This window comes from Alteromonas sp. CNT1-28, assembly GCF_022348345.1.
GTDB classification, from domain to species: Bacteria; Pseudomonadota; Gammaproteobacteria; order Enterobacterales; family Alteromonadaceae; genus Alteromonas; species Alteromonas macleodii.
The window spans coordinates 1-15,867 of record NZ_JAKREZ010000003.1 but is presented as its reverse complement, the minus strand read 5'-3'; the positions used below and the strand labels follow the sequence as shown (position 1 = coordinate 15,867).

The following is a 15,867-nucleotide window of genomic DNA, read 5'->3' as shown; positions in this document are numbered from 1 at the left end:
TTTACGTCTACCTTCCCGCTTACCACACTCTGTGATACAGAGCGCGGCTGCGAGAATGAATTAGAGGGCCTACCAGGTTAAATCATCTGGAATTTCATAATCGGCGTACCAATCATCTTCTTCTTCATCTTTACCATCGGCTCCGCTCTTATCTAAATCAGCACGGTAAATAACTGAAGCCTCGTCGCGCTGCGCAATTTTGTCAGCAACGGGGGCTGGTACTAGTTCATAAGCGTCATCTAACAATACAACAGCCAAACGACCTTTTGTCACTTGCTTGTGCATCTCTTCACTCACATACAGACGCTTTACTACGTTATCGTGTGTAAAGTTAAGTAAGGTTTCGCCATTGCGCGGTTGTTTGTTTACAGTAATAAGCTGCCTTACCTGCGCAATAATTGAGCGCTTCTCTCGCTCCTGCTGTTGAAGCTGGTTTAGCTCACGTGAGCGCGCTTTTTTCTCTTCAGCTGCTTGTTGAGCAGCAATAGTCGCTTCATCAACGACAGGTTGTTTTTGCTTATTCTTTTGCTTTTGTTTTTTGCGTTTATCTGCACGCGCTTGCTTTGCAGACGCTTTATCGGCCAAACCGGCTTTCAGTAGTTGGTCTTGTAAGGAGGCCATAATTACTCTCTGTTACTCTGTTTCTATTGATACGCTTTGCAGACGTTTACCGTCTTTTAACTACGTAACAAGCCCGAGCAATGCCGGGCTTGTGAATTTCAATTAAAGGTCTATTTTTACCTTTTCCGATGTAACGGCGTTACTTTTTCTTGGCTTTGGTCGCTGGCTTTTTAGCGGCTTGTTCCTGCCATTTGCCATTGTCGTACCACGCAGACCATCCTGTTGCTTTACCGTTGTCATTTTCAGACATCACGTATTGCTGTTTGGTCTTCCTGCTGTATCGAACTATTGCAGGGTTACCATCAGGGTCCGTTTGTGGCGCATCAGCAAGATAGTAGAATTTCGGCGAAATTCTATCTCTAAAGCGAGCAAGTTCTTCCACTTTCGGTGCACGAGTTTCACGCGACTTTGGAAAGTTATGCGCTGCTAAGAAAATACCCGAAGCGCCATCACGTAGCATAAAGTGCGCGTCAGACTTTTCACACGGAAGCTCAGGTAAATCTACTGGGTCTTCTTTTGGCGGCGCAGCTTCGCCGTTTCTAAGTAGTTTACGAGTATTCTTACACTCTTCGTTAGTGCAGCCAAAGTATTTACCAAATCGACCGTTTTTAAGCTCCATATCGCTGCCACATTTGTCACACTCAATAATGGGGCCGTCATAGCCTTTTATCTTGAATGTGCCTGTTTCAACTAAGGTGCCATCACATGTTGGCGTGTTACCACACACATGAAGTTTACGGGTTTCGTCAACCAAGTAACTATCCATCGCCGTGCCGCACTTAGGACAACGCTTTTTAGAACGAAGCGCTTCTGTTTCGAGCTCTTCTTCATCGTCCACTTTCACGACTTCGTCACCAGGCGTTAAATTCATGGTGTTTGTGCAGCGCTCTTTCGGCGGTAAATTGTAGCCTGAACAGCCCAAGAATACGCCAGTTGACGCGGTTCTCACGTTCATTTCACGGCCGCATTTATCGCACTCAACACCTGCAGGTACTGCCTGATTCAAGCGCATACCGCCCTCTTCAGGGTCTTTCTCAGCGTTTAAGAGTTTTCCGTAGAAGCCGCTGTAAAAGTCGTTGAGCACGTCCTTCCAATCTTTCTTGCCTTCAGCAATATCATCAAGATGCTGCTCCATGTTGGCAGTAAAGTCATAGCTCATTAAATCGTCAAAGTTTTCCATCAGACGATCGTTTACTATTTCGCCCATTTTCTCGGCATAAAAACGCTTGTTCTCTAAGCGCACATAGCCGCGATCTTGAATCGTCGAAATAATACTGGCGTAGGTCGATGGCCTACCAATACCGCGTTTTTCAAGCTCTTTTACCAACGAAGCTTCATTAAATCGCGCTACAGGCTTGGTGAAGTGCTGTTTAGGATCAAGCGCTTTTAAGTCAAGCACATCGCCTTTTTGCACATCAGGCAACATGAGCTCTTCTTCGCCTTTCTTACGAAGCTGAGGTTGAACGCGAGTCCAACCATCGAACTTAAGTACGCGGCCTTTCGCCGTCAGCTCGTAATCGCCCGCCGCCACTTTGATAGTGGTTGCATCGTACTTAGCTGGAGTCATTTGACAGGCCACAAACTGGCGCCAAATAAGCTCATAAAGACGCTGTGCATCGCGTTCCATATCGCCCAAACTTGGAGCACTTATGCTCACGTTTGAAGGACGGATCGCTTCGTGCGCCTCTTGCGCACCTTCTTTGCTTCCGTAGCGATTTGGCGAATCAGGCAAGTACTTTTCACCAAAATTATCTGAAATATACGCACGAGCACTGTCTAACGCCTCTTGGCTTAAATTGGTTGAATCTGTACGCATATAGGTGATGTAGCCCGCCTCATAAAGGCGCTGTGCCATCATCATGGTTTTCTTAACACCAAAGCCCAATCGAGTACTTGCCGCTTGTTGTAGCGTTGAGGTAATAAATGGTGCAGAAGGACGACTTTGCGTAGGCTTTGACTCGCGGCTTTCTACCGTGTAGTTAGCCCCTTCTAAGTCAGCAAGCGCTTTATCAGTTTCGGCCTTGTTTTTAGGCTTGAACGCATTGCCCTGGTGCTTTGCTACCAGCATGCGCAGTGCCGCTTTTTGCTGGCTAGTTAAATCTGCGTGTACGTCCCAAAACTCTTCAGGTACAAACGCTTTAATTTCTCGCTCACGCTCTACAACAAGCCTAACCGCTACCGATTGAACGCGCCCTGCTGAGAGGCCTCGCGCAATTTTTTTCCACAGAAGTGGCGATACCATGAAGCCTACAACACGGTCTAGGAATCGACGAGCCTGCTGCGCGTTGACGCGAGAGATATTTAGTTCGCCCGGATCTGAGAACGCATCTTGAATCGCGTTTTTAGTAATTTCGTTAAACACCACTCGCTGGTAAGTTTTGTCTTTTTTACCTAGCAGCTCTTGTAAATGCCATGCAATCGCTTCTCCTTCGCGGTCCAAATCGGTCGCGAGATAGATAGTGTCAGCATCTTTAGCAAGTTTTTTAAGTTCGTTAACGACTTTCTCTTTACCCTGTAGCACTTGATAGTGGGCTTTCCAGTCTTTCTCTGGATCCACACCCATTCTGTCTACAAGCTTCAAATATTCGTGACGGCGAAGATACTCTTGACGCTCTTCTTCGCTTAAAGTTTTGAGTTCTTTAGCCGGTTTTTTAGGCTCTACTTTGCCTAAAGCCTTCGTCGGAAGATCTCGCACGTGGCCAACCGAACTTTTTACGATAAAATTTTTACCGAGATATTTATTTATCGTTTTCGCTTTGGCTGGTGACTCGACTATGACCAGTGATTTTGCCATATAATTGAACTAAACCTATTGATTTTTAATGACTATTTACGTCAAATTCTGAAAATTGGAGCAACCTTGCACTATATATAGGGTACTCGCTCTTTTTTAACATATATCTACAAAGTGAATGGAAAACAAGATCTTCTTCATACTTATTCTTTCCTTTGCTTTAAACACGCGCAAAAACTGTACAATAAATAAACAGCGCGATTGGCATTGGCCTTAAAAGCCGTATAATGCCAGCCATTCCAACCTAGCCTGACAACATGTTCAGGTGTGAAGAAGTGCATCGTTTGCCCCTATAAAAGAACGAAAGCGTTGCCGCTGCTATTAAATTAATCGCAGTGCGTATGGAAAAGTAACATATAGGGTCAAGCGCCAAAACTCCAAGAATGAGGGAAAGTATGAAGCAGTTTGAAGTTAACTTTGATGGTCTTGTAGGACCTACCCATAACTATGCCGGTTTGTCGTTTGGCAATGTCGCTTCCCTGAACAACGCAAACGCAAAGAGCAGTCCAAAACAAGCTGCAAAGCAAGGCTTAGCCAAAGCAAAGGCGTTGGCCGATATGGGAATGGTTCAAGGTGTATTAGCCCCACAAGAGCGTCCTGACATCGCCGCACTGCGCCGATTAGGCTTCACAGGCTCTGATGCTCGTGTGCTAGAAAGCGCTGCAAAGCAATCTCGCGAGATTTTCCTTGCTTGTTGTTCTGCCAGTAGCATGTGGACTGCAAATGCCGCCACTGTGTCTCCTAGTGCCGATACTGCCGATGGTCGCGTTCACTTTACCCCTGCTAACTTGACTAATAAGTTCCATCGTTCATTAGAGCCTCAGGTTACAGGCAACATCCTGCGCGGTACATTTGCCAACGAAAAGCACTTTGCTCATCACCAGCACCTGCCAGATAACGAGCATTTTGGTGACGAAGGTGCAGCCAACCACACGCGACTTTGCAGCAACTATGGTCAGGCAGGCGTAGAATTGTTTGTTTATGGTCGTCATGCATTTGATACCAGCAAACCAGCACCGAAAAAATATCCGGCCCGCCAAACGCTAGAAGCATGCCAAGCGGTAGCTCGCTTACACGGTCTAGACAACGATGGCGTAGTTTACATGCAGCAAAACCCAGACGTTATCGACCAGGGCGTATTCCACAACGATGTGATCGCTGTTGGTAACCAAAATGTGTTGTTTTTCCACGAGCAAGCGTTTTATCAAAAAGACGCAGGATTTAAAGAGCTTCAAGCTAAATTTGGTAGCGAACCGCTTCACTTTATCGAAGTGCCGACTGCTGAAGTCTCTGTACAAGACGCAGTAAAAACTTACTTGTTCAATACGCAAATTATAACGCTTCCAGGTGGTGATATGACCATCATCGCGCCAACTGAGTGTGAGGAAAATGAAGCCGTTAAGCGCTATTTAGACAAGCTGGTAACTCTGGGCACGCCCATTAAGTCGGTTAATTATTTTGATGTTAAACAAAGCATGCGTAATGGCGGTGGTCCGGCATGTTTGCGTTTGCGCGTTGCGATGAATGACCAAGAACTTGCCGCAGTTAATCAAAATACGTTAATCAACGATACACAGTTCGCTCGCCTAAACGCTTGGGTCGACAAGCACTATCGCGATGAATTAGGTGAAGATGACTTGCGCGATCCGCAGCTGCTAATTGAATCTCGTACTGCGCTTGATGAGCTTACACAAATCCTTAAAATTGGTTCGGTTTACCCATTCCAACAGGCGTAAGTTAAGTCTGATTAAAATTAAGCGAAAAAGAAAGCCGGCTATAAGCCGGCTTTTTGTTACTTATTAAGTATAAACTCTTTATGGTGTGACCAGCGTACACTGATCAGTTACGCCGAATGGATTTGCCGGCGGTGACGCCCCTTCATCCGTCACATCGTCAGCAGAAATACTTAGGGTGTAACGCATCTTCGCACTTGCTTCACTGCCTGTAGACTGCCCGAACACTGAAATGACGGCGTCATACCAGATTGCATAACTGCGAGGATAACGGTATTCCAATTCCGCGTAGCCATTCTCATCTGTCACCGCTGCACCGTTGGCAAACGCGATGGTTCCAATTAATCCAGGAGTTAACATACCGTCTTCATTGGTATCTTCATCTCTTGGTGTTGTATCCAAAATACCGTTGTCGTTAACGTCTTCGGTTTCACAGTTTTGATTTACTATTGCAACCCATTGAGAAGCATCATCGTCGAATACCCAAAAGCCGGTTCTATACTCACCGCCATTTACGTATTTTACCGGCGCAACTGACGCAGTCAGGTTAACGCCACTGACTGGTTGACCTGCAGAATCTGATACAAACACACCAAAGCGCTTTAGGTAAGAAGTCGATGTGGCTTCTTCTAGCTCATTACCTGTTCCTAGCGAGATATCAAAAGCACGTGCGCCCACTGTTAACACAACCTCGTCGTCAATGGCTGGGTCGTCAGCAACAAAAGCAGTAACCACTACCGCGTCTTGAGTCGATACCGATCCTGAAGTAAAAACGGTGGTCGCTATCCCCTTGCTGTCGGTGGTTGCCTGAGAAGGTGATACAAATCCGGTCGATACGTCAGATACAGAGAAGTTAACCACACTGTTCTTCACCAAGTTTCCATCAACGTCGCGAACAACTGCACTGATGGTACTGGTTTGACCGTCAGGGCCAATGATGTCAGGTGATGCATCGGCAATCAGTGTGTGAGGTGTGGTAGCAATAAACTCAATCTGAGTGAGTGCTGAAACCAACACATTCCCACTTCCGTCACTCGCTGATGCAGTAATTGAAGAGATACCTGCATTATTCGCACTGATATCAATACTTGCTTGCCCTTCTGCATCGGTCACTACAGTTGCGTTGCCCGCGATAACGCCACGTGACGCGCTAAAAGTAACATTCTGACCTACCACAGGCGTGTTGTCTTGACGCCACTGGACCGTAATAGTTTGAGTCTGCCCTAGCGGCACTTCCTCTGTAGGCAAGTTTACAAAGTTAAATTCGTCTTGCTGAACTTGCACCGTAAAGCTTGTCTCAGCGTTAAGTGCTGCCGCAGTGATAGTATCTTCGCCAGACGTTGATGCAGTGTAAGACACTGTCGCTTGTCCGTTTGCGCCCGTATTAACAGTCGTGCTGCTAAGCGTTCCGTTAACCGCACTTAGCACTACATCTTGGTTGAGAATTGATGTTCCGTCAGAGTCCTGAACACGAATTGTATAATCTACGCTGTCGTTCAAAATAACTGACGACGCACCGTTGATGGTGACTTCTGTACCAGCAATGGTAATTTCAACTGTTTGCGTAAGGCTGCCTGCACCTGCTGTAATGGTGACGGTGCGGTTTGACGCATCGTTTTGAGACGTTAATATTGCGCGCGCTGTACCATCTGCGGCGGTTTCTGGTTGAGTTAGTTGAAGTTCAACCCCATCGCCCGATGCGGCAGAGAAGCTTACTTCTACCCCTTCCATCAGCACACTTTGTTCATTTTTAACCAGTGCTATCAACTCAACTTCATCACTACCGCTTGAGGCGAGTTGAATGCTGTTAGCATAAAGCTCCAGTGATGCTGGTTCTTCACTTACCGTTGTACTGCCTGTAGAGCTGAATGTGGTTGAATCCGCTTCACCCGTTGGCAAAGTAGCCGTTACTTCACCATCCCCTGATGCGCTTCCCACCGACATACCGATCGACGCTACGCCTTCTGCATTAGTCAGTGCAGTGGCAGTATCGTTAGAAAACGTCGCTAAATCATCATTGCTCAATGAGAAAGTTAGGAGCAAATCGGCCTGAGGCTCACCCTCAGAATTAGTCACGGTTGCCAGCGCAACTAATGCGTTGCTAGAAGATAAGCTGTTGTCTGCTTCCCCAGCTGCATTTTGTAGGGCTAGCGATACACTTATTGTGGTTGGGTCGGTGCTTGTCACCGCTGTGGCTGAAAACGTGGTAGTTCCCGTTTCGCCGCTACCGAGCGCAGCGGTAATTTCGCCATCTCCAGAAGCCGTACTGGCATTAAGGCGTAATCGAGCTACACCATTTGAATTTGTACGCGCCGTTCCCGTGTCGTTGCCAAACTCGGCTAGTTGTTCGTTGCTTAGCGTAAAGGTTAATAACGCGTCTGCATGCGGATTGCCATCTTGATCTGACACGGTCGCAACAACAAACAGACTATTGTCTTCAGAAAGGCTGTTATCGCTCGCACCACTCTCATTTTCTAATGACAAAGCGATTGAATAGGTTGGTGATGTGGTACCGCCGTCTCCGCTTCCGTTATCCGTGTTATCTCGAGAGACTGATGAACCGCCCCCACCACATGCTGTTAGCATAAATAATGCGCTAATTAGGCTTAGCGTTTTCGCTAATGTCGACATAATTCGTTCCTGAACCTCTTTTATTGACAATTGCGTCGTTTTTTATGTTTAAAAATCAACTGAATCTGGCACACTACGAAAGATTAAAAATATAAAAATGCACAGGGAACATTAATGTCTTCATCTGCACATAAATATAGTTTAACCGCCCGCATCTTTATCGGCATGGCTGCCGGTATCTTGACTGGTGTCTTTCTCCAATTATTGTTTGATGATAGCGGAGATTTTACTTTTTCGATATTCGGTTTAGAGTTCTCAACGTATAACATTCTTGTAGAAGGTATATTTTCCACTCTCGGCCAAATATTTATTGCCAGCTTAAAAATGCTTGTGGTTCCTCTTGTGTTTGTTTCCTTAATTTGCGGAACCAGCACACTGTCTGACCCTAGTAAATTGGGAAGACTTGGCGCAAAGTCAGTCGGACTCTATGTTGTCACAACCGCCATTGCCATAACACTAGCCATGAGTATAGCTTTAGTGGTGTCTCCGGGTGACGGGCTAAATCTAACAACAGAAACTACCTTCCAAGCGAAAGAGGCCCCTAGCCTGTCTGACGTTATCGTTAACATGTTCCCAAGCAACCCAATTAACTCAATGGCACAGGGCAACATGCTACAGATCATTGTGTTCGCCGTACTGTTTGGTATAGCTATGGCGATGACAGGTGATGCGGGCAAGCGTCTTACCGCTATCTTTGAAGATATTAATACGGTAATCATGCGACTTGTTACCATCATCATGAACTTAGCGCCATACGGCGTGTACGTGTTGATGGCGAAACTCTTCTCCACTATTGGTGGCGAAACAATTCTGAGCCTGGCGAAATATTTCTTCTTAGTATTTGGCGTGTTAATCCTTCACGGCCTGGTAACCTACTCAGTGCTGCTAAAAGCTTTATCGGGATTAAACCCTGTTATCTTGATGAAGAAAATGCGTGACGCTGCGCTATTCGCATTTAGTACCTCAAGCAGTAGCGCTACCTTGCCCGTCACAATGGAAACGGCGAAAAACAAGCTTGGCGTAGGTAACTCGGTATCGTCGTTCACCCTGCCGCTAGGCGCAACAATTAACATGGACGGCACGGCCATAATGCAAGGTGTTGCCACGGTCTTTATTGCCCAGGTTTACGCTGTCGATTTAAGCCTTGGCGACTATATGATGGTAGTACTTACCGCCACCCTTGCTTCTATCGGAACCGCCGGTGTGCCAGGTGTGGGCCTTATTATGCTAGCTATGGTATTGCAGCAAGTGAACCTACCGGTTGAAGGGATCGCACTAATTATCGGTGTGGACAGACTGCTGGATATGACACGCACTGCGGTAAACATTACAGGCGACTGTATGGTGTCGTGCATTGTAGCTAAAAGCGAAGGTGCGTTGGACGAAAGCGTTTATAACGATCCTAAAGCCGGTTTGAAGCAGGAAGATGTGGACTTCGAACATTTTGAAAAGAATAAGTAACGACTACAAAAGCTTCTTTAGCTCGATTTACATATGAGTTTACATAAGCAGTCGCAAACTAAAAAAGGCCAGCATCAATTGCTGGCCTTTTTAGTTAGTTGCTTGCTCCGTTATACCAATCCGCATAGATAATTGCCCTTCAAATTCCCAGAATGAAGCTAGGAAGCTTGCCAGACCTTCCCGAAGGGCGAGTTTAAAATGTCCGTACTCTTTGTTGTGTCACCTTGATGTAGAACCTTTATACCTGCGGTAACACGCCGCGATTACGAACATTTTAACTCTCGCTGAGTGGGTAATGATCTATGCGGATTGGTATTACTTACCCTATTGAGCTTAAAGTTAGTGAAGCGCTGATGAAGGTGATACTTTAGCTGCCTTTTGCGCCGGGTAAATAGTAGCGCCCACACTCAAGAACATAGCAACAACCACGGTTACAACAACGTCTTGCCAATGTAGATCAGATGGTAGGAAATCGATGAAATATATATCGCCTGATAGAATTTCTATGCCTATCGCCACCTCAATAAAGCGAACAATCTCAGAGAGGTTAGGTGCTACCAGTAGCGCTAAAACCACACCTACAGTAATGCCTATAACGCCATTGATAACGCCCTGGAACACGAAGGTATTGCGAATTAAACGATCCGTCGCACCCATGGTTTTTAATATTGCGATGGCAGCCTGTTTGTCTCTAACCGCCATAACCAGTGACGACACAATGTTAAAACAAGCAACGGCAATGACTAGCGTCAAGGCGATATACACCACAGCTCTAACTAGCTGAATATCGTTATATAAATGGCCCTGGGTACGTGTCCAGTCAGACATGTAAACACCCTGAGGGTAGCTGTAACCTATATCTCGCATCGTGTCGTAAGCTGAAAATGGGTCGTTAAGTGTAAACTGAATTCCTTGTGACTTAGATGAAATACCAATAGCTTCAGACGCTGTTTCCAAGTGCATTAAACCCAGTTGGTTATCGAGTTCACCGCCAACAGATAGCACTCCAGAAACAGAAAGCGTAATTGAACGTGGGGCTTTGAAGGTTAGATCCTGTGTTGTTTGGGGAATGAGTATTTGAACAATGTCACCAATATTAAGGTCCATGGAAGCGAAAATACCCTTTCCTACAATGAGACCATTTTTCTGCGTCGAAAAACGTTGCCAATCGTCACTTGTGACTCTTTCAGCATATTTGTCGCTAACACTGTTAACCGGAATACCAGTAACGCTAATTGCCTTCAACTCCCCCTTTGACTGCAACATTCCGGTTATCCCTGTGTATGGCGTGACAGAGGCAATACGGCTATCTTGAGACAAACGATAGAGCTGCGCGTCTAAATTTTCTATCCCGCTTTCGCTCTTGCTATATAATTCACCATGAGGAACCACACTCAAAATACGACTTGTAAGCTCTTTTTCAAACCCGTTCATTACGCTCAGCAACACAATTAGTACAAAGCAACCAAGGGCAATCCCAATGGTGGATGACATAGAAATAAAAGAGATGAAACGCTGTTCTGAACGTGTTTTTCTGAAGCGTTGGGCCAATTCAAAGGCGAGCATCTTGGTTCTCCTTGAATAACGTATCGCTCGCTAATCTGCCGTCCTTTATCTTCAGTACCCTGTCCATTTTCCCGGCCAAGGTAATATCATGGGTAACGACAACAAACGCTGTCCCTTTTTTATCACTTAAGCTAGTAAGCAGTTTATAAATTTGCTCACCCGTCGAGTCATCAAGATTTCCTGTAGGTTCGTCGGCCAGTACCACTGATGGCTCGGTAACTAAAGCTCGTGCTATTGCCACACGCTGTCGTTCACCGCCTGACATGGTCGATGGTAAATGGTCGACGCGGTGAGAAAGCCCAACTTCATCTAACATTTCACGAGCCTTGCCTTGTGCCAATTTGGTCGAGAGCCCTCTAATTCTTAGCGGCATTGCTACATTTTCTAACGCTGTGAATTCACCGAGTAAATGATGAAATTGATAGATAAAGCCCATTTCGTCATTGCGAAGCTTTGCTAATGCATTTCCAGATAATTGACCGAGTGATTTTCCATTGAATTCGACTTCGCCGCTAGAAGGTTTATCCAACCCTCCAAGAATATGTAAAAGGGTGCTTTTACCTGAGCCGGAGCTACCTAAAATAGCAACATGTTCGCCAGCTTTTATTGAAAGAGAGACATCGTGTAAAACGGGGGTAGCATTACTGCCATCTTGATAAGTTTTATTAATATTGCGGCAAATTAGCACGTCCTGCATGCGAGTATTCTTCTTTAATTTCCAGACGGTGAATGGTAGCGTTAAACACTACCAACACCAACTGAAAAATAACAGCGCTAAAACGTAAATATCAATCTGTATTATTGCGTGCCTTGAACGCTTTTGGCCAACGCATCCGCAGACTGTGGCTTGCCAAATAACCACCCTTGACCAAAGCCGATGGTTAATCCTTTCAGTTCATTGCATTGATCAATGTTTTCAACCCCTTCTGCAATCAAATCAACATTAAGTCCTTCGGCAATGCTCACAATGTGAGGGATAAGCGATGAACGAATGCTGTTATCTTCCATATCCATAACAAAGCTGCGGTCAATTTTAAGGTAATCACAGTTTAGCGTTTTAAGCTGGCTTAAATTTGAATAACCCACTCCAAAGTCGTCAATTGCAAATAAGAAGCCTTTACTCTTCAGTGACTTAATATGCTTCACCGCACTATGAGTGGCGATTTGCTCATCTTCAGTGATCTCTAAAACTAACTTGAAGTTCTTTACGTTCATATCTAGTACAAAGTCTAGGTCCAAACAACCTTCGCGGGTAAAATCGAAGGGGAATAGATTAAACGATACCTTAAAGCCTTCGGGGATCTCTGGGTTTTCGTTGAGTTCTCTCATGGCGGTGGTAATCATATCAACCGTAAATTCCCAGGTCATATCCTGCTCTTTTACCTGAGGAATAAATTCGTCAGGGTAAATCGGCCCAAATTCATCCTCAAATCGACTCAATACTTCGCACCCAATGACCTTTCCCGATTCCAAGTTTACAAAAGGTTGGTACAAGCAATAGAACTTATGTTCTTTTAGCCCTTTACTGACGCGAGACTCAAGTGAACGTCGTCGTCTTAAATAGTTAAAGGTAAGCATATGCGTCAACGCTGCTGTCATTAACATAGCAAACACAAACAACACCAGCTTGCCCATGTGCAAATCTAATACGCGACCGTGATCAGATTTCACTTTTAGGCAGGTATGATTGTAGCGTTCATCACACTGGATAAATTGTAAGGAAAAATAGCCAGTGCCTGCGTCCATCTCATCTTGGCTGAGGGTAGAACCGACAAGGCTAGGATTACCTGCCATATGATAAAACTGATCGCCATTGTAGAACAGCTGCCAATCTTGCGTGTAGCTGTAACCAATGACACTATCCATATCCAATACTGCGTTGTAACGTCCGCGCTGTACTATAGTACCGGTAGCTTGTTTATCGAAAAGCTGAAGAGGAGTATTTATCCAAAAAGCGTCGCCAAGCTGAGTATAAAAATCAGGCTTAACCTCTTTCATGGGCTCTTCTAGAATGCCCAAATAAGTACTGCACAATAGCTCGTTATTTTGATAAAAGCCTATCTCTTTTACAAATCGAGAGCGAAACAAGGTTTTTCGCATTTCCGCTAAGTTATCCATTTCACAGGTTTGATACGGCAGCGCATTTAGGTAATCGAGCGTGATCTCAGCATCTCTAAATACTACGCGCACATTATCTAGTATTTCTGTAGCGCGACTTTCCTCTTGTTCTCGAATAAACACAAACATAACGATAGCGAGTAATAGGGTCACACCCACTACGCTTAGCAATGACACCCCAATTGCTTTTAAATTATCAGCAAGAAAGTACTGTTTTTGGTCGCTTTTATTCATAATTTCCGAGTTTTTTAGCGTGAACGACCTAACTTTAGTACAAATTAAAAAAAAGACACTACGACTTTAGGGCATGTTACTGTTTGTTCGGTGTTTTTTTACTTTATAGATGACTATTAATCGAAAAGGAATAATGTTTCTAGTGTCACATTGTGCAATTGGGAAATGGAGCAATTTCTTGAATGGCTAACTGACAAGAGGGTAAGAATAAATAAAGTGCGATTGCGAGAACAGCAATTTTAACTGCAGAGTAAAAAAAGAACTTTTTGAGTGTCCCCAGAAGGGGGAATTATCTAAGAAGAAAACTTATCATTAATGGCGGAGCGGACGGGACTCGAACCCGCGACCCCCGGCGTGACAGGCCGGTATTCTAACCAACTGAACTACCGCTCCGCATAATGGGAAGCGCGCTTTATTCGATTAATGGCGGAGCGGACGGGACTCGAACCCGCGACCCCCGGCGTGACAGGCCGGTATTCTAACCAACTGAACTACCGCTCCACATAATCGAGATTGCGCTGTATAACTAAATGGCGGAGCGGACGGGACTCGAACCCGCGACCCCCGGCGTGACAGGCCGGTATTCTAACCAACTGAACTACCGCTCCGAAGACCTTTTAGTTATACCATTGAAAGAGTGGCGGAGCGGACGGGACTCGAACCCGCGACCCCCGGCGTGACAGGCCGGTATTCTAACCAACTGAACTACCGCTCCACATCTTCAATGTTATCAGTGAGTTGACTTGGCTGTTGTTGCCCTGTCCCCTGACTGCGGCGCAGATAATACGTATTCCCCTATGTGGAGTCAACGCTTTTTATTAATAAAATTGTCATCTGCGGTTTGTTTGCCTGTTTAATAGGCATTATGTCGAAATAAAATTCAAAGTGAACAAATTAGCGACGCCTTAAACTGAAGCGCTGGTCTCCCTGCTATTCCTTTTCAGCTTTTTCACGCTTTTTGAATAGCCCTAATAGTTTTTTAAACCCCTTAGGTTCAGATTCCATAGTAAGGTCAGCATCGGTGGTTTCTCCCGATGGCTTTGCAGTACTATTTGCTTGCTTAGGCGCAGACGCCTTTTTTCGCATAATAATAATCACAGCAGCAGCGATTACTCCGATGAGCACTATAGACCCATTTACGGCCACCAGAATGAGGGTTAGCGTCCCATCATCCATTTCATCTTCTACCGAATTTGGCTGCATATCGTCTTCTGGCACTTCAGGTTGCGTTATTAAGGGTGCACTGCCATCAACGATAGGATCTTTTCCATTGATTAAAGGGTCTTCAATCTCAGGCTCGGCTGGTCCCTCTGCCACAAAACTATATTCAGGGACATCTAATATAAAATCGCGCCCATCCATTGTCGTGCCGTAAGCAGTGAGCTTTACCCTAAAAATTCCTTCTTCGTAGGCGACAATTAAGTGCTCTCGAGGATCCACACCGCCTTCTGTTAGCGAAAAATTCTGCATATCGGAATTAGGAAACTTCACTTTGCCATCGACTAGCAGTGACTCGATGTCGACTAGTTCACGGTCTACATCAATAACAATTTTATGATAGCCCTCTCCGCCTCCATCCATTTCAACATCAATAGAGACGGGATTTTCATGTAAAACGATAAGTTCGCCTATTTGCTCGCGGGTGTACATTGGTGTACTCACGCGAAAATTAGGCTTCCATTCACCAGCCGGTATTTTCAAGTTGAACTGGCCAGTAAAAATGCCATCTCCTGGTCGCTCATCCATCCCTCGCCCATCGTCTTTAAATGTCGCTATGCGCTGGTCATTTGTACCAAAGTTGCCGTAGTTAGGGTTATTGGTACTCTTAAACTCAATCTCTAAGTCGACGACATCTCTGAACTGTTTGTTTTCTATAGGCTTGCCGTTGTTGGTTAAATAGGCTGTGGATTTAAGTATTTCGCCAGCAAACAGCACATTCGGTAGCGGCTCAGCATGAAGTTCAACATTAGACAAAACCATTACACGGCTTTGCGGTAATACTTGACCTACAGCTTGCCAAGGCCCAGGCACAGGATCTTTGATGGTGATCATGTCAAAGGTATCAGCGTCGTACCACTGCACCTTTTCTTCGTCGACCCGCCCTTGAAATAGCTTTGAACCATCGGGTCTAACCAGCACTACAGGAGCAGAACCGTACTCCCTAAAGAAAACCATGGTGATTTCTTTAACGTTATAGTCAACGCGAAAGCGGTTTTGTAACAATTGAATGGAGTTGGTGTATTCGTCACCGAGCTCTGTAAGAGGAGATGTATCTATTGTTGCGTTGTTTGATTGAGCATTTTGTACAGCGCTATCAGCAAGCTGCCTAGCAGCGTCGCGTTCGTCTTCTTGCGACTGAGCGCCAGCGCTTAAGTGTATAAACAATGATAAAAAAATTACCCAATAAAACCACACTTTCACGCTACGCTGCTCCTGCACTGTTTAGCTTTTTTCTTTCTAATTAAACGTGTTTAGCTAGGGCCTGTTGACCTTTGCTGTACATTTTTGCTGCGGTCTGTGTGCCATCTAGGCAAGGCGAATGTTTGACGGTTTAGTGATTCTAAATCGAGAACATTCAACGCAGTATAGATGGCACAAAGGCGCTGCCCAAAGGGGTCGTTATGGAAGCCTTTTACTCTTTGTCACAGTCCTTTAACTTAGCCCGCTAGGCTTGCAGGACTGTTTCGCGATTAAAAGGCTTCCATTTAG

9 protein-coding genes and 4 tRNA genes are annotated in these 15,867 nt (G+C 45.3%); 2 read left to right on the top strand and 11 right to left on the bottom strand.

All coding sequences use genetic code 11. From position 1 onward, the window contains the following. Nucleotides 1–69 precede the first annotated feature (69 nt). Nucleotides 70–621, bottom strand: coding sequence for a DUF2058 domain-containing protein (locus MHN02_RS02810; RefSeq protein ID WP_014976306.1), 552 nt, complete (start codon nucleotides 619–621; stop codon nucleotides 70–72). Between the two features lie 139 nt (nucleotides 622–760). Further along, a complete protein-coding gene (topA, locus tag MHN02_RS02805; protein WP_239244445.1) occupies nucleotides 761–3,415 on the bottom strand; it encodes a type I DNA topoisomerase in 2,655 nt (884 codons plus the stop codon). Between the two features lie 395 nt (nucleotides 3,416–3,810). Between topA and astB the strand changes: the two genes are divergently transcribed. After that, nucleotides 3,811–5,151 carry an N-succinylarginine dihydrolase gene (gene astB / locus MHN02_RS02800; protein WP_239244443.1) on the top strand — a complete coding sequence of 447 codons (1,341 nt, stop codon included), beginning with the start codon at nucleotides 3,811–3,813 and terminating at the stop codon, nucleotides 5,149–5,151. Between the two features lie 78 nt (nucleotides 5,152–5,229). On the opposite strand, the gene MHN02_RS02795 is transcribed toward astB, so the two are convergent. After that, nucleotides 5,230–7,779 (bottom strand): Ig-like domain-containing protein, encoded by a 2,550-nt coding sequence (locus tag MHN02_RS02795; protein WP_239244441.1) that lies wholly within the window; start codon nucleotides 7,777–7,779, stop codon nucleotides 5,230–5,232. Nucleotides 7,780–7,893: 114 nt separating this feature from the next. Here MHN02_RS02795 and MHN02_RS02790 point away from each other — a divergent pair, with 114 nt between their 5' ends. Then, a complete protein-coding gene (locus MHN02_RS02790) occupies nucleotides 7,894–9,240 on the top strand; it encodes a dicarboxylate/amino acid:cation symporter (protein ID WP_014949187.1) in 1,347 nt (448 codons plus the stop codon). Between the two features lie 339 nt (nucleotides 9,241–9,579). On the opposite strand, the gene lolE is transcribed toward MHN02_RS02790, so the two are convergent. From lolE to MHN02_RS02750, 8 genes are all read right to left on the bottom strand, one after another. Beyond that, on the bottom strand, nucleotides 9,580–10,806 hold the full coding sequence (lolE, locus tag MHN02_RS02785) for a lipoprotein-releasing ABC transporter permease subunit LolE (protein WP_239244439.1): 1,227 nt from the start codon (nucleotides 10,804–10,806) through the stop codon (nucleotides 9,580–9,582). Then, nucleotides 10,793–11,503, bottom strand: a complete 711-nt coding sequence (gene lolD, locus MHN02_RS02780) for a lipoprotein-releasing ABC transporter ATP-binding protein LolD (protein ID WP_239244437.1) — start codon at nucleotides 11,501–11,503, stop codon at nucleotides 10,793–10,795. The genes lolE and lolD overlap by 14 nt, the downstream gene beginning before the upstream one ends. A 101-nt stretch (nucleotides 11,504–11,604) precedes the next feature. Continuing rightward, a complete protein-coding gene (locus MHN02_RS02775; protein ID WP_239244435.1) occupies nucleotides 11,605–13,158 on the bottom strand; it encodes an EAL domain-containing protein in 1,554 nt (517 codons plus the stop codon). 316 nt (nucleotides 13,159–13,474) lie between these two features. Further along, a tRNA-Asp gene (locus MHN02_RS02770) sits at nucleotides 13,475–13,551 on the bottom strand. A 31-nt stretch (nucleotides 13,552–13,582) separates the two neighbouring features. Continuing rightward, a tRNA-Asp gene (locus MHN02_RS02765) sits at nucleotides 13,583–13,659 on the bottom strand. Nucleotides 13,660–13,689: 30 nt separating this feature from the next. Beyond that, a tRNA-Asp gene (locus tag MHN02_RS02760) sits at nucleotides 13,690–13,766 on the bottom strand. A gap of 30 nt (nucleotides 13,767–13,796) precedes the next feature. Further along, a tRNA-Asp gene (locus MHN02_RS02755) sits at nucleotides 13,797–13,873 on the bottom strand. A gap of 215 nt (nucleotides 13,874–14,088) precedes the next feature. After that, on the bottom strand, nucleotides 14,089–15,579 hold the full coding sequence (locus MHN02_RS02750; RefSeq protein WP_171338712.1) for a TIGR03503 family protein: 1,491 nt from the start codon (nucleotides 15,577–15,579) through the stop codon (nucleotides 14,089–14,091). Nucleotides 15,580–15,867 lie beyond the last annotated feature (288 nt).